Consider the following 21463-nt stretch of genomic DNA (forward strand, 5'->3'; position numbering starts at 1 on the left):
CTTCGGCGCCCTTTTTTATTGCCGCAAGAATAAGACGGGAGAAGTTATGGCTGTTACCCATTGGGTGTATCGCGGGATGCGGGCAATGCTCATCCTGCCAGCGCTTCTGGCTGCTCCGGTATTGCATGTGCAGGAGACTCGGGCCGACGACGCGGGAGTGTCACCGTTGGAGGATGGAGCCGCCGAGCAGAAGCTGTCAGATGCGGCGAGAGAAGTCGGCTATAGCCAAAGCCGCGAGCAGGGCGCTGAAGAAGATGCGTTTTCCCAGAAACTGGGGGTTGCGCAACTGGTCGCCAGGGTCAAGATTACCGGCGTCCACCGGATGATTGACCAGGCCCTGTCGGAGCCCGGGATGGTCGCGATTCTTGGCTATGTGTATTCCGGTGTGGCCGAGAAGGTCTGGAAGGGTGAACCCGCCAAGCTGATTGCTTTCCGCCTGACGCTGGACCGTTGCGATCGCAAGCTCAAGCGTGGCGAGCACTATGTGATCTTTGCCGAGACCGACCGCGATGGGCGCCTGCAGCTGTCCAGTTGTGAAGCGGCGGTGACCGAAGCCGATGCCCCCAACCTGCTGGTGAAGTTGAACCAGTACTATCAGGGTTAGCCACACCGATTCCTCATAGCTCCCCCATCGATCAGCTACCTATCAACTACCTGTCCCCTCTGGCTCCGTTCTGGCCCCTCTCTAGTACCACACAAGACTCGCTATAGATCTCCTCCAAATATGCCGGAGTCTTCATAGAACCATTAAGCCTTGAATATGGGAATATTGTTCCTTGAAGAGTGCTGATTGAAGATTATTCTTATCAGTATTGGCGCCGACTTCTTCCGCGGTTCTCTATTCTGCGAAGTTTGTTATGGCGCCAACCGGTAACGACAGGGCAAATTGGTGTCGCGCTACTGCAGTCATTACTGACCGGGCGCACAAGACAGAGGTTTGTCACCTTCGTTCTGAAACCTTCACAACTGACCAGGGGTCATTGGGTATATGAAGAAACTATTACTGCCGCTCATCATTCTGCTGCTCATCATCGGTTATTTCATGTCGCAGAAATCCAAAGACTCTGTCGACGATGCCTACGACAAAATGGAAAAACCCGGAACAGAAATGCAGCCGGGTACCGACCCGGGTACAACACCGGATCAGTCAACGCCGCCGGATATGGATTCTGACCCGACCATGCCGCAGGAAAGCGACGATGTTGCACCAACCACGGAAGATCCCCAGTCTGGCAGCCTGATGGACGCCACCAAAGATGCGGCCAGGGACACGGGTGATGCCATCAAGGATGCCGCCGATGACGCTGGTGACGTGCTGAAAGATGCCGCCGATGATGCCGGGGATGCCCTCAAGGACGCTGGCGAAGCAACCAAAGATGCGGCCGAAGATGCGATGGACAAGCTCCGTGAGGAGAAAGACAAAATCGAGGACAAGCCTGAGTAGTAGTTATCAAAAGGCTCGAGACCGTCAAAGGCTGCGACTGGTTCGCGGCCTTTTTCTTATCTACGCTTGAATAAGTCGTTACGAGTCTATTGCGAACCTATTGCGAATCTGTGACAAGCCATGATCGAGCACTGCTGGCATCACGACCACGATATTCTGGAGATTCGGCCCGTCGCCGAACTGAAGCCGGCGGAGTTTCGGGCATTGGCCGCGCAGGTTGACCCGGTCATCTGCCAGCACGGCTACTTGCAGGGCATGCTGATTGATGCACGGCATTTTCGCGGCTGGCAAAACTTCGCTGCTTTGGTCTCCCACTGTGTCTTTACTCGTAACCAGCATCGTCACCTGCACCGTATCGCCGTGCTCTCTGATAACCCCCTCCTGAGTTTTATGCCGCAACTGCTGAACCATTTTGTCGCTGCCGAAGTGCGTCCCTTTCCCGTGGCCGATGGGGAGACCGCACTGGAATGGTTGGCACATCCCGGGTAAATTGCCCGCTTTTACTGACGGATGCCCAATACCATGCAGTTGGCTGTTACTGCTGCGGATGAATCTTTCTCTGCGCCGGCCGAGGTCCTGGCGGAGCAATTGCAGCTCCCGTTTCTCGGCCCGGTGGCGGAAAAATTTATTGATGACGTGCCTTTCGTATTGCGCCTCGGGTCGCAGCTGCAACTGTGCGCGACCGGGCGCAAGGCGCCGGGGCCGGTGGCTGTCGATTTTGTCAGTGGTGCTGCGGCGCATCGACGCAAGTTTGGTGGCGGTAAAGGTCAGCAGATTGCCAAAGCGGTCGGGGTGCGTAGCGGTTTCTATCCGGAGGTTGTGGATGCCACTGCAGGGCTCGGGCGCGATGCGTTCGTGCTGGCCTCGATTGGATGCAATGTGCGACTGCTGGAGCGCAACCCGGTGGTTTACGCCCTGCTGGAAAACGGTCTTGCCCGATTGAGAGAGGCGGCGGTAGCGGACCCTGAACTGGCTGCTGTGGCCGCGCGAATGCAACTGGAACCTCGGGTAGAGAGTGCGGCAGCCTGGCTGGCTGCGCAACCGCCGGAGTCGATACCGGTGGTATACCTGGACCCCATGTTCCCGAGCCGGGAGAAGAGCGCCAAGGTCAAAAAAGAGATGGCGGCATTTCACGACCTGGTGGGGTGCGATGAAGATGCAGACTGTTTGCTGCAGCCGGCATTCGCCGCCAGTTACTACCGCACGGTGGTCAAGCGCCCTCGTATTGCGCCGGATCTTGCGGGGGAGAAGCCGAGCCTGCGCTTTGAGGGCAAGTCCGGCCGCTTCGATGTGTACACCCGCCACGGCGTCCCCGGGTAACCCGCACCCGGATAGCGAAATCAGCAGTTAACCGCGTTGACTGCCAAGCCTCCCAGGGAGGTTTCCTTGTATTTGCTCTGCATATCGATACCCGTCTGGCGCATGGTTTCGATCACGCTGTCCAGGGGCACGATATGAGCGCCGGTTCCGCGCAGTGCCAGGCGAGCCGCATTGATTGCCTTAACCGCGCCCATGGTATTGCGCTCGATACAGGGCACCTGAACCAGGCCGCCGATAGGGTCGCAGGTCAGCCCCAGGTTGTGCTCCATGCCGATCTCCGCGGCATTCTCGATTTGCTGATTACTGCCGCCCTGGACGGCGGCAAGACCGGCAGATGCCATGGAGCAGGCCACGCCAATTTCTCCCTGGCAGCCTACCTCCGCCGCCGAAATTGATGCGTTCTTCTTGAACAGCATGCCGATGGCTCCCGCGGTGAGCAGGAATTCGACCACCTGATCCTTCAGGTCTCCGTGTTGTTCCGGGTCGTGTACAAACTGTACGTAATAGGCGATGGTCGCCGGAATTACACCGGCAGCGCCGTTGGTGGGCGCAGTGACGATACGGCCTCGTGCGGCATTTTCCTCGTTGACCGCGAGGGCAAACAAACTGACCCAATCGAGAATCGCCAGCCCCTGACGGCGCTCCTCATCGGTCTGCTTGCTGAGCTCGCGATAGTGCTCTTCCGCGCGCCGGCGCACACCCAGCCCTCCCGGCAGTACACCACTCTGGTGGCAGCCGCGTTGAATGGAGGCATCCATCACTTCCCAAATTTGCCACAGTGCGTCTTTTACTTGCTGTTCGCTGCGGAAGGCTTTCTCATTTTCCATCGCCAGTTCGGCGATGGTCCAGCCGTGGCGGTCGCACAATGCCATCAGTTCTTCCGCCGAGGCGAAGTCATAGGGGAGCAGGGTGGCTATCTGTTCTTTTTGCTGGAAGTCGTCTTCCGACAACACAAAGCCGCCGCCAATGGAAAAATAGCTGCGCTCAAATAGCAGCTCGCCGTCGGCAAAGGCCTTGCAGGTCATGCCATTAGAGTGTTGCGGCAAAAACTCTTCTTTGTGGAACAGAAGATCCCGCGGCTCTTCAAAATGAATGGCGCGGGTGCCGTTCAGGATGAGCTGCTGGTGCTGTTGAATGGCGCTAAGGCGGCCCTCAATCGCATCGACGTCAATGGTGTCGGGTGCTTCTCCTTCGAGCCCCATCAGCACCGCCATATCGGTGCCGTGGCCAACGCCGGTCAGCGCCAGTGAACCGTAGAGGTGGACTTCCACCCGGTCGGTTTTTATCAGGTCGCCGCGATCCTCCAGGTCGGTGACAAACTGGCGTGCTGCGACCATGGGGCCAACTGTGTGGGAACTGGAGGGGCCCACACCAATTTTGAAAAGCTCGAAAACACTGATGCTCATAGGGCGTTGAAGCTCTCTCGTCGATACCGCCGGGCAGGAGCGCCGGTCGCAATAAATAAGTGTAGTTTTTGTAGGCTTGCCGACAGCAAATGACGGGCCATTGCCGTGGGGGAGACACGTTCGCCGAAGGTGTCTTGCGACGCAATATGCGGGCAGGAAAACAAGATTAAATGTGGTCTCGCGGGCTGCCGGTGCAACAAATTACTAATTTGTCGCCGGCAACCGCAGGGAATTTTGCGAATGGTGGGCGGGGTTTGGTCGCAGTCGTCCGGCCAATAACCGCGGCCGATTCGGTCGCTTCCGAGATCAGGCCGCGGTGGCTACCAGGGTAGCTCGCAGTGGCGCGGGGTGACCTTCGATGGTCTTGCTGTGGTCCTGCGGGTCGAGAAAATCCACCAGGGATTCAAAGCGCATCCAGTCGGTGCTGCGCTGCTCTTCCAGGCGGGTGCGGTCCAGGTCTACGGTGCGCACGTCGGTGAAGCCGCTGGTACGCAACCAGCTCTCCAGGGTGGCGGTGGTGGGAAAGAACCATACATTGCGCATTTTGGCGTAGCGTCCTTCGGGCACCAGGCACTCACCGGCACCACCCTCAATGACCAGTGTCTCCAGCAATAGCTGGCCTCCGGGGCGCAGGGTTTCGCGCAATTCCCGCAGGTGGTCCAGTGGCGAGCGGCGATGGTAAAGCACCCCCATGGAAAGGGTGGTGTCAAAGGCCTGCAGATTGGCCGGTAGCGCCTCGATACCCAGGGGCAAGACGTCGACGGGCTTTTCCAGCCCTAGGTATTTTTTCAGGGCGTAAAACTGCGCGACGAACTTGGCGGAGGGATCGATGCCAATCACCCGGCGTGCGCCGGCGCCATATTGCCGCCAGCAGTGATAGCCGCTACCGCAGCCTACATCCAGGACCAGGCGATTGCTCAGGTCGTGCAGGTGCGGTGCGACCCGGTCCCACTTCCAGTCAGAGCGCCACTCGGTATCGATGAAGATATCGAACAGGGTCCAGGGACCTTTGCGCCAGGGGTGCAACTTGCGCAGTTGCGTTTCCAGTTCTGCTAATTGCGCCGGTGTGGCATCGCCGGTACCGCCAATACGGACTTCGCTGCCAATTTCCATGGAAGACGGTGTGATGTCCGGCAGGGCTGCCAGTACGGCCTGCCAGTCTGCCAGGTCTCCCCAGCGCGCGGGGTCCAGCCCTTCGGCGATTTGTTGCGGCAGGGTTGTGAGCCAGGGGCGCAACGCGGGCGTGTGCTGTATACCGGCGTAGAGCTGGGTGTAGTCGATCATCGGGCGGAAACTTTTCAGAGGGCTGCTTGCGGGTCAGCTGTCGCGCTGTTTGATAGCAATCAGCGAGGCAAAATTAAAACACTGGAACCAGACATCCACACTGTTGAAACCGACGTTTTTCAGGCGTGTGCGGTGGTCAAACAGGGTTTCCGGAATCAGCACGTTTTCCAGCGCGCTGCGCTTCTGGGCAATTTCCAGTGCGCTGTAGCCGTTGGCGGCCTTGAACGAGTGGTGCAGGTCGATCATCAATTCCTGGTGATCACTGTCGGAGAAGGCGACTTTCTCCGACAAAATCAGCACGCCGCCGGGGCGCAGGCCATCGTAGATTTTTTGCAGTATCTGTTCGCGCTCGCTGGTGGCAATGAATTGCAGGGTGAAGTTCAGCACGACCACCGAGGCGTTTTCGATCGCGATGTTTTGCAGATCGTCACACACCAGCTGTACCGGAACCTGGCCACTGTCTGCGGCCAGTACCGTGCGTGCTCGCTCAATCATGGCCGGGGAATTGTCCACGGCAATGATTTCACAATCGGCAGCCGGAATCCGGTGGCGCATGGCGAGGGTGGCAGCGCCAAGGGAGCTGCCAAGGTCGTAACAACGGCTGCCGGCCTGAGCGAAACGCTCTGCCAAGGTGCCAATCATCGCCACGATGGTGGTGTAGCCCGGGACTGATCGTTGGATCATGTCCGGGAATACTTCCACCACCGACTGGTCAAAGCTGAAGCCGGCGACCTGTCCCAGGGGCTTGGCAAAAATATCGTCTTTTTTGCTCATGGCTGTTTTTTCACACCGATTCCCTTAGAGCTTCTCTTCGTGCAGGTCCAGCGCCAGGCCGGCTTCGCGTCCCTGACTGCCGGTGACTATGGCAGTACTGGCTTTTTCTGGCTGCAGATAGGTTTTGCCCACTCGCTGCAGGTCTTCCAGGGTGACCTGGGTGACCTTTTTGCGGAACGCCTGGCGCACGGCGTGGGTGCGACCGTAGAGGTTGGAGTGGAAGGCTTTTTTCGCCTCGCCGGCGGGGGAGCCGGGCTTGTCCATACCGCCAACGACGCCGAGGATGGATTCTTCTACCTGTGACTCCTCGTGGGTTTCGTTCAGCAGCCAGTCGATGGACGCATCGAAGTCCTTGAGGGTCTCACCCATGCGCGGGTCGCGGTAGGAATAGAAGCGGAAAGCGCCAATGTTGACATCGTGGCTGGCGCCGCCACCGTAGGCGCCGCCCTGTTCGCGAATGGTGCGATGCAAGTAACCGTTGCGCAGGAATCCGCCCAGTACGGCCAGCGCAGGCGCATCCTCGTGGGACATGGACACCGTGGGGTAGGCTTTGGCACAGAAGTTGACCTGGCTGTTGGCAATCCACACTTCCTGGACTTTGCGCGGGGTAAAGGGTTCGTCCTGTGCCGGCGCATTGGCCGCGGCCTCATTGGCCAGTGGTGCCAGCGCACCGGTGAATTCTGCCAGCTTGTCTTCTTCACCCACCACCAGGAACTGGCGTTTGGCACCGAGGATTTTCTGGTGAATGCTGTTGAAGGTGCCCGCCAGGGATTCCAGGCCGGCGTTGCTATCGAGGCTTTTCACCAGGGCGCGCAACTGCCGCAGCCCCAGCAGGCCGCCAAACTCGTGGCCGTCGGCGGCGGCGCGGTTAAAGCCCGCGCTCGCGGCGGCCATGGCCAGGGCGTGTCCGCTGCCGACCACAGACTGCTCGCGACGGGCGAGGGTTTGCAGCAGCAGTTCTTTAATGCGCGGTAATTCGTCGAAGCGCACCTGTTCCATGGTGGCCTGCATCAGTTCGGTCAGTGCCACCTGGTTGGCCGACAGGGCTTTACCAGACAGGATGAAGTGGCCGGACTGGCTATGCAGGTCGTCGAGGGCGGTGCGGTGGCTGGTAAAGCCATGCAAAGAGCCGGCGACGGCCGCCTGCCACTGCTGCACCTCAAGATAGTTTTTGTCGCCAAGGCCCAGCTCGCTCAGGGTCTGGCAGTAGTAGGGCAGCAGTATGCGCTCTTCGTCATTGAAGTCCGGCAGTGTCGTAACCAGCTGCTGGTATACCAGCCCGTTGGTGCCGGCACTGTAGCGGGTGACTTTGCTGTGATTCAGCTGGACTTCTTCGCCTTCCACTTTTGGCAGCTCGGCGGGAATGTCTTCCACACCAACCTTGGGCAGGATGGATTCGTCGTCCTTGCGCTGCTGGCGCTCTGCCAGCGCTTTGGCGGTCTGGATGATCTGCTGTTTCTCGCCGTCGCTCAGCTTGGATTTGATCTCTGCCAGGCGGGCTTTTTCTGCTTTTTCGGCGCGGCTGGACATTTCCGCATCCGGCGACAGTACCAGGCGCACCCGGTGTTGGTTTTCCAGCAGCAGCTGACGCGCGGCATTGGCAATGAATTTCGGATCCTTGATCTGTTCGCGCAGTTTTTCCAGCGCGGCGTCGATATTGAGCAGACCGATGGCGTCGCCGCGGTGGGTGGCGCCGGTCAGTGCGGTGAGGATCAGCTGCAGGCCGTAAGGGTAACCGTCGCCGCCAATTTCCCGCTGCTGCAGTTCCAGCTGGTGCAGGGCCGCGGAAACCTGTTCGTAGGGCACGCCGTTTTCGGCCACGTCTTCGAGAACCTTGAGTACCTGTTGCTCCAGCGCGTCAGCGCGCTCCCTTTCACTGCCTTCGATACCGCACACGAACACCAGTTCGCGCTGGGAATCGTCGAGGCCGCACAGGGGGGAGGGGGATTGGCCCAGTTCGGTGGTTTCCAGCAGGTGCATCAGCGGCGATGCGCTGTTGTCCAGCAATACACCGGAGAGCAGGTGCGCGGTCAGTGCCTGTTCCAGATCGGTTACGTCGCCCAGCAACCAGCCCAGGACGATGTGGGTTTTCTCTTCCAGGCTTTCTTCACCGGAGAGGGGGTATTTTTCTTCGACGCGCACCGGCGCTACATAGAGCTTTTCACGGCCGACTTCGATGGTTTTGTGCAGCGGGTCGAACTTGTGCAGGGCTTTTTCTTCAAATATCGCCTGGTGCTCAGCCGCCTCAATATTGCCGAAGGTCATGAAAATGGCATTGCTGGGGTGGTAGTGCGTGCGGTAGAAACCCACCAGCTCCTCGTAGCTGAGGTCCGGGATGTCGGCAGGCTCACCACCGGAATTGAAGTGGTAAGTCGTGGTGGGGAACAGGTATTTGCTCAGGCCCTGCCACAGCTGGGAGGTCACCGAGCTCATGGCACCTTTCATTTCATTGAACACCACACCCTTGAAGACCAGCTCGCTCTCGGGATTTTCGGTTTCGGCGAATTCCAGGCGATGACCTTCCTGGGCAAAATCCAGCGGGTCCAGGCGGGCAAAAAATACCGCGTCCAGGTAAACATCCAGCAGGTTGTCGAAGTCTTTGCGGTTCTGGCTGGCAAAGGGGTAGGCGGTCCAGTCGGAACTGGTAAAGGCGTTCATAAAGGTATTCAGCGAACGCCGAATCATCATAAAGAAGGGGTCGCGCACCGGGTACTTGTCACTGCCGCAAAGGGCGGTGTGCTCAAGGATATGGGCGACACCGGTGGAGTCTTCCGGTACCGTGCGCAGGGCAACCAGAAAGACATTTTCCGGGTTGTCTGCGGCGATATGCAGGTGCTGGGCGCCGGTGCGGCGGTGGCGGTACTCTTCCACGCGAACGCCGAGGGATTCGATCTCGGCACTGGTAATCGGTTCGAATGCGGGGTGTACGTTGCTCAAAAGACAGCTCCAATCGGTAAGTTGCGGTTGCCTCGGTGCTCGACCGGGGTGGCCGGATCCAGCAGCGTGCAAAATCGGCGGCCATTTTAGCGCTCCGAGACACCGAAATGACAGGGTTGACAGGAGAGTGTTGACACCCTCGTCATCGGTGCGAAACTTCACGAAGTGTTGGCTGGCGAATTGCGGCGCTTGGCCTTATTCAAATTGTTCATTGACGCCATAAATGTAGTCGAAAGGGGGTTGTGCGTTGAACTGGTTGGATTTCGCGAGCTTGGGGGGCTTTTGCCTGACCTGGGCCGGTTATACGGTATTTGCCCGTCGCAAGGCGAAGACCGCCTGGTGCCTGGCCTCGTCCATGCAATGGTACCGGGTTGAGTGGATGCTGCGGATGCTGGAGCGGGATATGCGCATGCCGGATGCGGCCATCCTCAGTAACCTGGAGCGGGTCATCGGCTTTTTTGCCTCCACCAGCATCCTGATTCTCGCCGGTCTGGTGACCGCACTGTCTGCCAATAATGCCGCTGTCGAAGTATTGAGCAGCTTACCTTTTGCACAAACCACCACGGTTGAGCAGTTTGAGCTCAAGGTAATGGTGCTGATCCTGATCTACATCTTTGCGTTCTTTAACTTCACCTGGTCGCTGCGCCAGTACTCTTTCGCCAATGTGCTGTTGGGGGCCGCGCCGGCAATCGACGAGGAAGACGTTACCCGCGAAGAGCGCCGCCGCTACGCAATCAGCGCCGCCAAGGTGATCGACCAGGCGGGGCACAGCTACAACTACGGGCTGCGCTGCTTTTATTTCTCCATGGCGGTCATGGGGTGGTTCGTGCATCCGTTGCTGTTTGTTTTCGGGTTTCTGACCGTTGTCTGGGTGCTGTACATGCGAGAATTCCGCTCCCGTACATTACAGGTGATTCTGGCGGCAGAGGGCCGCTCGCTGGATCAGGTCAGAGATAAATAGCGGGTGCTTGTGGTGAATCTGGGATTTTGGCTTTGTGAGCGATTGCAAAATGGGTGATCGCAATTTTGATGATCTCGCGGAGCGATTTAAAAAACGTATTTACGGCGGACTGAAGGGCGAAATACGCCTGGCCGTGTTAAACCGGGACCTGGCTCCGCAATTGGACTCTCCGGCGGCAGAATTGACCGTGGTGGATGCCGGTGGCGGCCAAGGTCAGTTTGCGCTGGATCTGGCGGCAAGCGGCCACAAGGTATGGATCACCGACATCTCCCGGAATATGTTGGATCTCGCTGCTGTGCAAGTGGCGGAGCGGGGGCTGGAACAGCGGGTACAACTTGCCCAGTTGCCGCTTCAGGGACTGCGAACGGATCCTGGCATTCCTGCGGCGGACCTGCTGCTGTGCCATGCGGTGCTCGAATGGCTGGAGCAGCCACAGCAGGCCCTGGTGCACCTGGCTGACGGTTTGAAGCCCGGGGGCTATCTTTCCCTGACGTTTTACAATCGCCGGGCCCTGGAGTTCAGGTTGTTACAGCGGGGGAGCCTGCGGCAACTGGATCGCAATCGGGAGAGTGGCGATTGGGGTGGGCATCCCGGGAGCCTGACACCAAAGAACCCTTTACTGCCTGAAGAGGTGATGGACTGGGTGGCGCAGGCGGGACTGTCGCTGATCGCCTACAGCGGTATCCGCTGCTTCCACGATTTCATGACCCCGGAAATGCGCGACAAGTTGCCGCCGGCAGCCATAGTGGAAAAGGAGTTGGACTATTCCCGGGTGGATCCCTACCGACAACTGGCACGCTATGTGCACTTGCTTTGCCGAAGGCCTTAAGGGAGTGCCGAAGACCTTAGGGGGGCGAAAGCCTTAAGGGAATGCCGAAGGCCTTAGCGGTACCTAAGGCCTCAAGGTCTCTCAGTCCAGCTGTTTCAGTAACAGCGCCTTGGCGGCATTGATGCGCGCAGCCAGGTAATCATTGCCGCCGCGATCCGGGTGGAATTTCTGGATCAGCTTGCGGTGGGCACCGATGATTTCATCGCGACCGGCAGTGGCGGATACATTCAGAATCTTGCGCGCTTCCTCGATGGTGAGTTGTGGCCCGTGGGCAGCATTATCGGTTTGCCCCCCGCCTGTTGGTGTGCTGACTGCTGTTTTTTTGCTTTTTCTCTTTCCTTGTCGGCCTTGGCCTGCGCGTGTTTGGCGATCAGGGGGGCAATCCAGGGCAGGTGGCGGCCGAAGGTGCGCCACAGGCGATTGAGAATTGGCAGCACCACCGCGATGGCGGCGCCCACCCAATGCAAACGGCCAGTGATGGCCAGTAACACGGCAGCCAGGGCCAGAGCGATCAATACCCACTGAATGATGAGTTTGCGCCGGCGCTCCGGCGGGCTGAATTTGAATTGCTGGATTGCCAGCCAGGCAAAGATGCCGACGGCAATCAGTAAGATCATGCGACCCAAGGTGTGCAGCTCCCCGGTGGAAATAATACTTAGGCCGCAAGACTAACAGAACCCGACCAGATGTCGATTAGATGTCAATTCGAATGCCCACTGCCACGAAGTCATCGATAAATTCCGGAGCGACTTCGTTGCTGCCATCGAACGCATTTTCCATATAGATGCGTACCCGTTCGTTCCAGCGATACTGAAACCCCAGGAAATGCAGGGCCAGTTTGAATCTGTCTCCCTCTACGAGTGCCGCCTCAAATCCCGGATCATCGGAAACCAGATAGTTATGACCGGCGTATACGGAATAGCAGTTGTCGGTACCCCAGGTGTAACTGAAAAAGGACTCGGATCCTTTGGCATCAAAAAAATTGGTGATTCCTTCCACCGAACCTGGGGGGGCCAGCTCGTTGTTTTGTGAGCGCTGGAATACAACCGCACCGTAGAAGCCCTTGGCGAACGCCTCTTTGCCGTAGTAAGCGCCGATTGCGCTGGTCCAGTCGTTACTGCTGGCATTGAAGGCAAACTGGTTGTCGATCAATACGGGTTCGTTGCCACTGGTATCGAAGATGAGTCCATTTTCGCTCTGAATGTCCAGCTTGACCCGATTGTAGGCGGCCCCTAAGAACAAACCATCGCCGATATCGGCCCGGTACACGGCAGAAATACCGTGGCTGATACCGTATTCGCAATCTCCTGGCGGGCATATCAACACGGTATCCGGTCCGGCGATGTCTTCGACTTCAATCTCCAGATCGGCAACGTGCGAGGCATACTGCAGTGCGATCTGAAATTCACCGGCATCGAATTTCCATTTCTTTCGCCAGGACAGGGCGCTATCGGCGCGGCCGCTTCCTGTGACACCGCCGTCGGTACCCAGTGCGTAGGTCCCGCTGGCAAGGCCGCCTGAAACGTTGTACCAGTCGGTAATGTAGGTGACCTCGTAGTAAACCCCCCATTGCTTGCCGGCAATAAAGTCGCCCCATTTGGGGTGCTTGGCAAAGAGGTGGCCCTGGCGTAAGTAGATGGAGTCGCCCCTGTCGCCGGGGGCTGCCTGCTGATCCCCCTGAATGACCAGGTTTTGCGCGGAGGAGATGGCATTAACCCCCCACTCGACGTTGAATCCGGTGTCCCAGGCATCGTATGCCGGTACATTCAATCCGAAGCGGTACCGTGAGGCGCCGTTCTGCATTTGGGTGTCGCCCATGGTATTGACCATGTGCGCAGTGAAATACCCCTCCATATAGAGGGTTACCTGATTCGATTGGTAAATAGGTACTGCACCTGCGCCGGACGCCATTGCAACAAGGGATGCCGCCAACGAAGATTGCCAGGCATTTATTCTCATGCTCAGATCTCTCGTCTGTCCTCTTCAATGGCCCTGTACAGCACCAGAGCCATTGAGCCGTTTTTGGCTCTTTTGCAAAAGTAGTCCAGTTGGCTGAAGAGACCCTCGGGAATCGGTACACTGGGAATAATTGGCAGTGGCTACATTTTTTTCGTCGAAAATTACGCAGCAAGTGTGATGGAGTCTATTTTGACTCCTGTTGGAAAAATTTTGTGGCCACCCTGTAAGCGGTTGGATAGAAAGAAATCGATTTGCAAAATCGGACCTCGGAAACCAGATCACAGAAGGGGAGCAATACCTTGGCAGAAAGCAACTCTCTCAGTCGTCGTATGTTTGGATTAACCGTTCGTAAAAATGCGCACCCGGATATACGCAAATTACGTCGCGAGGCGGGAGATGCAAGCCTGCACGGGAACAAGTTCTGGAAGAGTTCCTGCCTGACCATGGACTACCTGAAAAAGCATCCCCTGAAGAAAGGGGCCAGAGTGCTGGACTTGGGGTGCGGCTGGGGACTCGGCGGGATTTTCTGTGCCAAAGAGTTTGATGCCCGGGTAACGTCCCTCGACGCAGATCCCAGTGTGTTTCCGTTTGCCGAGTACCATGCCGCGCTCAATGATGTCGCCATCACCACCTGGCGTTGTCGCTATGAGAAGGTCACAGAAACCGCCTTGCGTGAGTTTGATGCCATCATCGGGACCGATATCTGCTTCTGGGACAAGCTTGAAGGGCCACTCTACAATCTCACCCGGCGCGCGCTGAAGGCCGGGGTAGGGCGGGTACTGTTGGTGGATCCGGGTCGCCCGCCTTTTCGTCGCCTGGCGGAGCGGGCGGCAGAAAAGCTCGACGCGGAATACAGTGAGTGGCAGACTCAGCGCCCGATGAAGGCGACAGGCTGCATCATGTTGGCTGGCAGCTAGGTTGTTAGCCGGACCGGTGCTACTGGCCGGCAGGTACTCAGCCGGTACTTAAGAGGTATATTCCATGCATTACGACAAAACCCAGATTCCCTCCGCTGACCAGGCATTACCGGGACGCGCCGAGCCCATGCCCATCAGTGGCAAGCATTTTGTCTCCGGTCACGCCATGGTGGGGCCATTTCCTGAAGGCCTGGAGCAGGCAATCTTTGGGATGGGCTGTTTCTGGGGGGCGGAGCGCCTCTTCTGGGAAATCGATGGTGTCTATGTCACCGCGGTAGGCTATGCCGGCGGGCACACTCCAAACCCCAATTACCGTGAAGTCTGCAGTGGCGGCACCGGCCATGCGGAAGTGGTGCTGGTGGTCTTTGACCCGCAAGTGGTGAGCTATCACGAGCTGCTGCGCCGTTTCTGGGAAGAGCATGACCCTACCCAGGGGATGCGCCAGGGCAACGATCTGGGCACCCAGTACCGCTCTTGTATTTACACCTGCACTGAAGCGCAACTGGCTGAGGCTCGCGAATCCGAGCAGGCGTTCCAGCAGGCGCTGGGTGAGAAGGGGTTTGGTGCCATTACCACTGAGGTCTGTCCGGCACCGAAATTCTTCTATGCGGAGGAAGATCACCAGCAGTACCTGGCGAAAAACCCTGCGGGCTATTGCGGCCTTGCGGGCACGGGCGCCTGTCTGCTGCGCTAATTCTTCTTGGCAGGCCTGCGCGGTTAGGCGCTGGCCTGCATTTCACGCGGGTGCAGAATGTGGGCGCACCAGTCGCTCCAGCTGCCCGGGTAGAGTCGGGCTTCGCGACTGATCAAATACAGGGAAAAGAGATTGACGCAGGCGGTGACGCCGGAGCCGCAATAACACACGATATCGTCATCCGCCGGAATGCTTTGCCAGTGTTCAAGCAGTGCAGGGCGCGATTTGGCAAACCCGTCTTCATCGGTAACGGCTTGCCAGGGCTTGTTGATGGCCCCGGGAATGTGTCCGGCAATGGGATCGATGGGTTCTTCATTTCCGAGGAACCGTTTACTGTCCCGGGCGTCGACTAGCTGCCAAGGTGGGTTATCCAGGTGCGGATAAATGTCGGCATAGTGCAGCAGCTGATCTGCCGCTGGCGCGGGAGAAAAGTTCCCGCCAGCGCTTGCGCAGGCAGCCCCTTCTTCGACTTCCCGTTCCGCATTTTTCCAGGCCTTGAAGCCACCATTCAAAATCGCGACTTTGCTGTGCCCGAAATGACGCAGCAGCCACCAGGCGCGGGCCGCGAATGCAAAGCGCTGATCGTCATAGACCACTACCTGGGTATCGTCACTGATACCAGCAGAACGGGCAAATTCAGCAAATTGGGAGGCGGTAGGGAAGGGGTGGCGGCCACCGTAGCGCTCGCAGGGCGCAGAGAGGTCCCGGTGCAAACTGGCGTAGTGAGCGCCGGGGATATGCCCGGCGAGAAAAGCCGCTTCGCCTGCTTCGGTGTCCGCAAGATCGTAGCGGCAGTCGAGAATCACCAGGTGTCTAGCTGCACCCTGTGATTGTCCTTGTTTCTGCTCCTGAACCTGGCCGGATTCTTGCTCAAGCAGTTCGGCCAGCTCGGAGGCTTCAATCAAACCCTGATAATTCATAGCTACCGCTTTTATAGTCGTTATAGGGCCAAATTAAGCCCCTGCGAGGGTTTTGTCCAGCGTCAGAACGATTATCTCCGGGGAGAAAAAACCGGATCGAATATGGCGCTGAAACCCCGTGCGATCCGGTTAAATTGTGCACGCAAAACGGATGGTAGCCTGGTTTATTTCGGTCATTTCACGATTCAGCGAGATTCGGAGTAACGGCTGCCGGCCGGTGCTTCCCGGTGCCTTTGCTCTTTCGTTGGCTCCTCCGCTGCCGGCTCTACCGTTTCCGCACTGGAGGCACTTGTCTGCTGCGCACTATTGGCTGCGGGCACGTCGTTGCTGTCTTTACCATCTGCGGCCTTGCCACTGTCGTCGCGCGCCTGTTCCGCTTCCATTTCTGCAATCTTGCGCTCCAGTTCCGCCTGCCGGGCCAGCTCGTCTTTGCGGCAGCTTGCTGCCGTCTCCGCAACCGGCGCGTCAGGCTGATCGAGGAATTGGGCAGCGGCCTCCTCGGCACAGTCGCTGGCTGAAATGACATCGTGGGCAAGGTGCGGGAACAGCAGCCACTGGTGGTTGGGGAGCTTTTTGCGCGCCTGGTCGGCGTCGCTGGCCGCGAGTACCGGGTCCAGGCCGCCGTGCATTACCAGGGTTGGCACCGGAGTTTTGATTGCGCGGGATTCCAGCAGTGGGGCGGAGGGGATGGCCCAGATACGGCATTGCATCTGCATCATGTCGATATCGGAGCGTACCGAGCCGCCAAGAATGCCGCTGGTGGCGGCGGACTGACGCGCGAGGTCGAAGTCTACAAACGGTGCTTCTTCGTAACAGAAATGGCTGATGCCCGCGGCATCGCCAAAATTGGGGTCCAGCACCAGTCCCATAAAACTGACAATGGCGGGCTTCAGCAGTTGGGCCTGCTCCGATTCCAGCTCCTCGATGATTGCGGGGAATTCCTTGTAAAAACTTTCGTTGTAAAGGGCCTGGAAGAGTACCCGCAGTAGCCGTTGGCCGGTAAGTACAAACGGGTATTGTTCGCCCGGATGAATGTTTCCGGTTTTCACCGTCAATGGGGTTTCATCCAGCTTTTCGACCAGGCTTTCCAGTCGTCGTTGCAGATCCGGGTACTGCTTGTTGCACTTGCTGTCCTGGCTGCAGTAATTGATGCCGCGCTGGTAGGCGGTAATCACGTCCTGGGGTAATTGCTGCGCATAGATGATATTGGGGAAGACCGCGCTGTTGAGGACCATGGCGCGCACCGAGTTTGGGAATTCCCGGGCAATGGTCAGGGCGTAACGGCTGGCATAGGACACGCCGTAGAGGTTCAGCTTGGGAACACCGAGGGCCTGGCGCAACGCCTCAATATCCCGAGCCACCGCAGTGCTGTTGTACTGAGCGAGATCGGCCGTTTCTGTCAGGCGGCTGTAGCAACGCTCAATGCTAAAGGTGAACACCCGCGCCTCCTCATCGGCGCTCAGGCTGCGGGAAAAAGCCAGCTCGGCATCTTTGATAAATTCACTGCAAGCCAGTTTGGGCTGCGCCATGCCGGTACCGCGGGGATCGATCACAATGAGATCGCGACCAACCTCTACCGACATACCGGCGTAGTTGAACCACAGCCAGTCGCTGGCATTTTCCGGTTCCAGCCCCATGCTGGCGCCGGGGCCGCCAGCGCCCAGGTGGAGCAGGGGCTCTTTATCCGGGTCGGAGATCTGAGCGAAGAAGCGCACCACCGGGAACTGGATTTTGCGCCCCGCCGGCTCGGCGTGATTCTCCGGTACCTCCATCATGTAGCACTGGGTGGTAGGCCAACTGGCCTCCGCTTCAAACCAGCAGGGCTTGGGAATCAGGCGGTTAGGGTTGGTTACCGAGGTTTCCTCTTTGGGCGCGCAGCCCGCACTTAATGCCACGGCTGAAAGGCCGAACAAGAGGCACAGTAAACGGAAAAGGGCAGTAAAGCGTGGGGGCATACGGATAGGTGCCTGAATTGGAAATCAGTTGGGGCGCATTCGGGCGATTGGTGCCGACAGGTTCCAGCGCAGGGCCGCCAGGCGGATGCTCAGGGTAACCAGAACTGCGATGGCAACCACGGCCTCACCGGGGAGCGCCGGTATGTCGTCCAGTATCACCAGTGCGGCGGCGCCACTCAAGGCGGCAGTTGCATAAATTTCCCGCCGCAGCAGCAGGGGAATATCGCCACAGAGAATGTCGCGGATCAGGCCGCCGAAGGTGCCGGTCATTACGCCCATGACAATGGCGATGGCCGGTGAGTGCCCGAGGTCGAGGACTTTCTGAGTGCCGATGACCACAAACACGGCAAGCCCCGCGGCGTCGGCAATCATCAACAGGCGCATGGGCACCTGTAGGTAGCGGATCAGGTAAAAGCTGATAACCCCGGTGGCTACGGCGATCCACAGGTAGTAGCTGTCCGAGAGCCAGAATACGGGGACGTTGAGGATCATATCCCGGGTAGTGCCGCCGCCGGTGGCAGTAACACAGGCCAGAACCACCGCGCCAAACAGGTCCATCTGCTTGTGGCCAGCGGCCAGCACGCCAGTAAAGGCGAAGACGACGATGCCGATGAGGTCGCACCAGTACAGCAGTTGTTCCATGACGCCCGGCTCTTTAAGGCTGATCTGAGAATGCTGGTTCCTGCGCAGGAACCAGGTTCGAAGGAGCCGATGTCGGGTGCAGACTTGTGAGACCTTCCGCGAGAGGGACCTCGCGGAAGAGCCCCCATGGATGGGTTTACGGCGTGTCTCACAAGGCTGTACCCGGCAGCGGTTCCGCCACCGGGCAATCTGGAAAGAGTGCCCCGGTCAGTGGGGCATTATGGAGATTCTCTGAGGTTCGGTACAGTTTCTCAGAAAAACGCCTGCAACCCGGTCTGTGCCCGCCCCAGAATCAGCGCGTGTACATCGTGGGTGCCTTCGTAGGTATTGACCGCCTCCAGGTTCATGGCATGGCGAATTACGTGGAATTCGTCGGCGATACCGTTACCGCCGTGCATATCCCGGGCGGTACGGGCAATGTCCAGCGCCTTACCGCAGTTGTTGCGTTTCACCAGCGAGATCATAGTGGGATCGAAGCTGTTTTTCTGCTCGTCCATCAGGCGACCGACGCGCAGTGACGCCTGCAGGCCAAGGGTGATCTCGGTTTGCATATCCGCCAGCTTTTTCTGGAACAGCTGAGTCTGGGCCAGGGGTTTGTTGAACTGTTTGCGATCGAGGCCGTACTGGCGCGCCGCATGCCAGCAAAATTCTGCCGCTCCCATGGCGCCCCATGAAATACCGTAGCGGGCGCGGTTAAGGCAGCCGAAGGGCCCGCTCAGACCTTTGATATGCGGGAAGCGGTTTTCGTCGGGAACGAAAACGTTGTCCATCACGATTTCACCGGTGATGGATGCGCGCAGGGAGAATTTTCCCTCGATTTTCGGTGCGCTCAGGCCTTCCATGCCTTTCTCCAGCACGAAACCGCGGATATCGCCCTCATCATCTTTGCCCCAGACCACAAATACATCCGCGATCGGGCTATTGGTGATCCACATTTTGGCGCCGCTCAGGCGGTAGCCACCGTCCACTTTTTTAGCCCGGGTTTTCATACCGCCGGGATCGGAGCCCGCGTCCGGCTCGGTCAGGCCAAAGCAGCCGACCCACTCGCCGCTGGCGAGTTTGGGCAGGTACTTTTGCTTCTGCTCTTCGCTGCCATAGGCGTAGATTGGGTGCATCACCAGGCTGGATTGCACACTCATGGCGGAGCGGTAACCGGAATCGACACGCTCAACTTCCCGTGCAACCAGACCATAAGAGACATAGTTGAGGCCGGCGCAGTCGTAGCCTTCAATGGTGGAGCCCAACAGGCCCAGTGCGCCCATCTCGCTCATGATGTCGCGGTCAAAAATTTCGTGGCGGTTTGCCTCAAGTACCCGCGGCATCAACTTGGACTGGCAATATTCCCGCGCCGTATCGCGGATCATGCGCTCTTCGTCGCTCAGCTGGCGATCCAGCAGGAGGATATCGTCCCAATGTGCCAAAGGTTGGTTTTTGCTCATGGTTTGGGTCCGTGCAGAGATATGTGGTTCTGGTCAGTGGGGCCGCTGATGCCATCTTTCTGTTTGCTGTTTGTTCAGCGATTCTGGTAATGCCCGGTCATTGTTATACCGAGTGACCCTGCCTGAGCGTTTCGGGCTTCCATCGCATGCGCGTGGCAGGGAAGAACAGCGGCCGGTGCTTTGATCCTTCTTTTATAGCGTCGAAGGCAGTAAATGGAGTGCATCACCGCCCACTTGTTAGGATCTCCGGTCATGATAGCGAACATCAAAGCGAGCTTCACGTTTTGTGATCACTTTTTTGGGGGCGATTCCAGTGGAATATTCCGTTTGCGCGGAGGTTAAGCCGGATCCTGCCGGCGGAAGGCGCAAGTTGGCGTGACAACCGCTGCTTGGTGGGTACTTTCGTCCCACTTCACGGGTAAACAAACGTAAATCGCCTTGGCGGGTGAATTAGAAGTTTCGATAATGAAAATAAATGCTGTTAGATCAAAATAGTTTTATGGCTTTTTCGCCGAAAATCATCGCCGTATCCGGCCTGCTGTGCGCCCTGGCCTTGGCCGGGTGCAGTGGCAATCCATCGCTGCCGCAGGGGCTTCCGGCCGATGCGCTTGGCCTGCCCGACCACTTTCGCGCCTCTGGCTCTCTGTCCCTGGATCAGCGCTGGTGGCAATCCTTCAATGATCGCGAGCTTGACCAGCTGGTGGAGCAGGCACTCTCCGGCAATCCGGATTTGCAGGCCACCTACTGGCGCCTGCAGCAGGCGGATGCAGCCGCTGCCCAGGCGCGCAGCGGCTTCTGGCCGCGCCTGACCGGTTCACTGGAAAATACCGAGCAGCGCCGGCACTCCAGTGAAGGCTTTGACTTTTCCGGTGCACAAAACGAAGGCAACAGCTGGAGTGGCAGCTTGGCGGCGGGCTATGAAATCGACCTGTGGGGGCGGGTGCGCAGCGGTGCCCGGGCCGCAGAAGCGGGCCGGCTGGCACAGCAGGATAACTTCCAGGTGGCTGCGCTCACGCTGGTTGCAGAAGTTACCGGGGTCTGGTTGCAATTGCAGGAACAGTGGGGCCAGCTGGAACTGTTACAGCAGCAGCTGGACACCAACCGCAAAACCCTGAAGGCGCTCGAGTTGCGTTTTGGTGCCGGTGTCAGTGCGGCGGCCGATGTATTGCAGCAGCGCCAGCTGGTACAGCAGTCGCTACAGGAGCTGGATCAGGCTCGCGCTAACATCGAGATTTTGCAAGTACAGCTGGCGGCACTGTTGGGGCGCGATCGCGCGGAATTACCCGCGTTTGTCGACCGCGGCGAACCGCTGCCGTCGCTGCCCGCGCTGCCCGTTACCGGGGTGCCAGCGGATCTGTTACTGCGCCGACCGGATGTGCAGCGTGCGCAAAGGGAGCTGTTGCAGGGGCACTATCTCGCCGACCAGGCCTGGGCCGAGCGCTTGCCGAGCCTGTCTCTCAGTCTTTTCTTCAGTGGTGGCGGCACCTCCCTGGCGGATATTGCCGAAGACTGGCTGCTAAACCTCAGTGCTGCGGTGGAAGGCGTCATTTTTGATGGCGGCAATCTCGCAGCGGCAGAGCGCCAGCAACAGGCGGTGGAACAGGAACGCTGGATGAGCTTGCGCAATACGGTGATGCAAGCGCTCTCGGAAGTGGAGCAGGCACTGATCAATGAGCAGGCCGTAAAGGAGCGCCTGCAACATTTACGGGTGCGGGCGGATCTGGCCGAGCAGATAACCCTGCGCCAGCGACGCGCCTACGGCCAGGGTACGCTGGATTTCCTCAATGTGCTGTCGGCAACCGACAATCAGCAGTCACTCGAGCGGCAGCTGCTGACCGCTCGCCGCGAATTACTGGAGAACCGGGTAACCCTTTACCGCGCGATTTCCGGAGGCCTGACGGCCGATGACTTGCCGCAACCACCGGCGGTGGACCTGGAAATTTACCGCTCGCCAGACGCATCAGAAGAATTAGAGAAGTGAG

The 21463-nt window shown here is 58.5% G+C and carries 19 protein-coding genes; 9 read left to right on the plus strand and 10 right to left on the minus strand.

The window, feature by feature from the left end; translation table 11 throughout:
* Positions 1 to 46 precede the first annotated feature (46 nt).
* From GRX76_RS11890 to GRX76_RS11905, 4 genes are all read left to right on the plus strand, one after another.
* Complete coding sequence (locus GRX76_RS11890) at positions 47 to 604, plus strand: hypothetical protein (RefSeq protein WP_160153515.1); 558 nt, start codon at positions 47 to 49, stop codon at positions 602 to 604.
* Between the two features lie 384 nt (positions 605 to 988).
* Positions 989 to 1444, plus strand: coding sequence for a hypothetical protein (locus GRX76_RS11895; RefSeq protein ID WP_160153516.1), 456 nt, complete (start codon positions 989 to 991; stop codon positions 1442 to 1444).
* Between the two features lie 120 nt (positions 1445 to 1564).
* Positions 1565 to 1933 carry an STAS/SEC14 domain-containing protein gene (locus GRX76_RS11900; RefSeq protein ID WP_160153517.1) on the plus strand — a complete coding sequence of 123 codons (369 nt, stop codon included), beginning with the start codon at positions 1565 to 1567 and terminating at the stop codon, positions 1931 to 1933.
* A 33-nt stretch (positions 1934 to 1966) separates the two neighbouring features.
* Positions 1967 to 2764, plus strand: a complete 798-nt coding sequence (locus GRX76_RS11905; protein WP_160153518.1) for a class I SAM-dependent methyltransferase — start codon at positions 1967 to 1969, stop codon at positions 2762 to 2764.
* 20 nt (positions 2765 to 2784) lie between these two features.
* On the opposite strand, the gene GRX76_RS11910 is transcribed toward GRX76_RS11905, so the two are convergent.
* From GRX76_RS11910 to GRX76_RS11925, 4 genes are all read right to left on the minus strand, one after another.
* The gene (locus tag GRX76_RS11910) at positions 2785 to 4170 is read right to left on the minus strand and encodes an L-serine ammonia-lyase (protein ID WP_160153519.1); all 1386 of its coding nucleotides are present in this window, start codon (positions 4168 to 4170) and stop codon (positions 2785 to 2787) included.
* 306 nt (positions 4171 to 4476) lie between these two features.
* Positions 4477 to 5454 (minus strand): tRNA 5-methoxyuridine(34)/uridine 5-oxyacetic acid(34) synthase CmoB, encoded by a 978-nt coding sequence (gene cmoB / locus GRX76_RS11915; RefSeq protein WP_160153520.1) that lies wholly within the window; start codon positions 5452 to 5454, stop codon positions 4477 to 4479.
* Between the two features lie 33 nt (positions 5455 to 5487).
* Entirely contained in the window at positions 5488 to 6228 is a 741-nt protein-coding gene (cmoA, locus tag GRX76_RS11920; protein ID WP_160153521.1) for a carboxy-S-adenosyl-L-methionine synthase CmoA, read from the minus strand.
* Positions 6229 to 6252: 24 nt separating this feature from the next.
* Positions 6253 to 9165, minus strand: coding sequence for an insulinase family protein (locus GRX76_RS11925; protein ID WP_160153522.1), 2913 nt, complete (start codon positions 9163 to 9165; stop codon positions 6253 to 6255).
* Positions 9166 to 9412: 247 nt separating this feature from the next.
* On the opposite strand from GRX76_RS11925, the gene GRX76_RS11930 reads away from it, so the two are divergent.
* Together GRX76_RS11930 and GRX76_RS11935 are read left to right on the plus strand one after the other, a co-directional pair.
* Positions 9413 to 10126 carry a DUF599 domain-containing protein gene (locus GRX76_RS11930; RefSeq protein WP_236250337.1) on the plus strand — a complete coding sequence of 238 codons (714 nt, stop codon included), beginning with the start codon at positions 9413 to 9415 and terminating at the stop codon, positions 10124 to 10126.
* A gap of 34 nt (positions 10127 to 10160) precedes the next feature.
* Positions 10161 to 10955, plus strand: coding sequence for a methyltransferase (locus tag GRX76_RS11935; RefSeq protein WP_236250338.1), 795 nt, complete (start codon positions 10161 to 10163; stop codon positions 10953 to 10955).
* 227 nt (positions 10956 to 11182) lie between these two features.
* Here GRX76_RS11935 and GRX76_RS11940 read toward each other — a convergent pair whose 3' ends face one another.
* Together GRX76_RS11940 and GRX76_RS11945 are read right to left on the minus strand one after the other, a co-directional pair.
* Positions 11183 to 11581, minus strand: a complete 399-nt coding sequence (locus GRX76_RS11940; RefSeq protein WP_236250339.1) for a hypothetical protein — start codon at positions 11579 to 11581, stop codon at positions 11183 to 11185.
* Positions 11582 to 11648: 67 nt separating this feature from the next.
* The gene (locus tag GRX76_RS11945) at positions 11649 to 12914 is read right to left on the minus strand and encodes a porin (protein WP_160153523.1); all 1266 of its coding nucleotides are present in this window, start codon (positions 12912 to 12914) and stop codon (positions 11649 to 11651) included.
* Between the two features lie 299 nt (positions 12915 to 13213).
* Between GRX76_RS11945 and GRX76_RS11950 the strand changes: the two genes are divergently transcribed.
* A complete protein-coding gene (locus GRX76_RS11950) occupies positions 13214 to 13831 on the plus strand; it encodes a methyltransferase (RefSeq protein ID WP_160153524.1) in 618 nt (205 codons plus the stop codon).
* 64 nt (positions 13832 to 13895) lie between these two features.
* A complete protein-coding gene (msrA, locus tag GRX76_RS11955; RefSeq protein WP_160153525.1) occupies positions 13896 to 14525 on the plus strand; it encodes a peptide-methionine (S)-S-oxide reductase MsrA in 630 nt (209 codons plus the stop codon).
* Positions 14526 to 14548: 23 nt separating this feature from the next.
* Here the strand turns inward: msrA and GRX76_RS11960 are convergent, their stop codons facing one another.
* The 4 genes from GRX76_RS11960 to GRX76_RS11975 all read right to left on the minus strand — a co-directional run bounded on the left by GRX76_RS11960 (position 14549) and on the right by GRX76_RS11975 (position 19481).
* The gene (locus GRX76_RS11960; protein WP_160153526.1) at positions 14549 to 15445 is read right to left on the minus strand and encodes a sulfurtransferase; all 897 of its coding nucleotides are present in this window, start codon (positions 15443 to 15445) and stop codon (positions 14549 to 14551) included.
* A gap of 185 nt (positions 15446 to 15630) precedes the next feature.
* A complete protein-coding gene (locus tag GRX76_RS11965; RefSeq protein ID WP_236250340.1) occupies positions 15631 to 17340 on the minus strand; it encodes an alpha/beta fold hydrolase in 1710 nt (569 codons plus the stop codon).
* A gap of 84 nt (positions 17341 to 17424) precedes the next feature.
* The gene (locus tag GRX76_RS11970; protein ID WP_160153527.1) at positions 17425 to 18042 is read right to left on the minus strand and encodes a trimeric intracellular cation channel family protein; all 618 of its coding nucleotides are present in this window, start codon (positions 18040 to 18042) and stop codon (positions 17425 to 17427) included.
* Positions 18043 to 18293: 251 nt separating this feature from the next.
* Positions 18294 to 19481 (minus strand): acyl-CoA dehydrogenase, encoded by a 1188-nt coding sequence (locus GRX76_RS11975; protein WP_160153528.1) that lies wholly within the window; start codon positions 19479 to 19481, stop codon positions 18294 to 18296.
* Between the two features lie 475 nt (positions 19482 to 19956).
* Between GRX76_RS11975 and GRX76_RS11980 the strand changes: the two genes are divergently transcribed.
* A complete protein-coding gene (locus GRX76_RS11980; RefSeq protein ID WP_236250341.1) occupies positions 19957 to 21462 on the plus strand; it encodes an efflux transporter outer membrane subunit in 1506 nt (501 codons plus the stop codon).
* Position 21463 lies beyond the last annotated feature (1 nt).

The organism is Microbulbifer sp. ALW1 (genome assembly GCF_009903625.1).
Lineage (GTDB): Bacteria > Pseudomonadota > Gammaproteobacteria > Pseudomonadales > Cellvibrionaceae > Microbulbifer.

Coding starts and splice junctions, on each gene's coding strand:
- GRX76_RS11975 (WP_160153528.1), bottom strand. CDS start 19,481: ATGAGCAAAAACCAACCTTTGGCACATTGGGACGATATCCTCCTGCTG.
- GRX76_RS11895 (WP_160153516.1), top strand. CDS start 989: ATGAAGAAACTATTACTGCCGCTCATCATTCTGCTGCTCATCATCGGT.
- GRX76_RS11905 (WP_160153518.1), top strand. CDS start 1,967: ATGCAGTTGGCTGTTACTGCTGCGGATGAATCTTTCTCTGCGCCGGCC.
- GRX76_RS11900 (WP_160153517.1), top strand. CDS start 1,565: ATGATCGAGCACTGCTGGCATCACGACCACGATATTCTGGAGATTCGG.
- cmoA (WP_160153521.1), bottom strand. CDS start 6,228: ATGAGCAAAAAAGACGATATTTTTGCCAAGCCCCTGGGACAGGTCGCC.
- GRX76_RS11970 (WP_160153527.1), bottom strand. CDS start 18,042: ATGGAACAACTGCTGTACTGGTGCGACCTCATCGGCATCGTCGTCTTC.
- cmoB (WP_160153520.1), bottom strand. CDS start 5,454: ATGATCGACTACACCCAGCTCTACGCCGGTATACAGCACACGCCCGCG.
- msrA (WP_160153525.1), top strand. CDS start 13,896: ATGCATTACGACAAAACCCAGATTCCCTCCGCTGACCAGGCATTACCG.
- GRX76_RS11980 (WP_236250341.1), top strand. CDS start 19,957: ATGCTGTTAGATCAAAATAGTTTTATGGCTTTTTCGCCGAAAATCATC.
- GRX76_RS11890 (WP_160153515.1), top strand. CDS start 47: ATGGCTGTTACCCATTGGGTGTATCGCGGGATGCGGGCAATGCTCATC.
- GRX76_RS11945 (WP_160153523.1), bottom strand. CDS start 12,914: ATGAGAATAAATGCCTGGCAATCTTCGTTGGCGGCATCCCTTGTTGCA.
- GRX76_RS11910 (WP_160153519.1), bottom strand. CDS start 4,170: ATGAGCATCAGTGTTTTCGAGCTTTTCAAAATTGGTGTGGGCCCCTCC.
- GRX76_RS11960 (WP_160153526.1), bottom strand. CDS start 15,445: ATGAATTATCAGGGTTTGATTGAAGCCTCCGAGCTGGCCGAACTGCTT.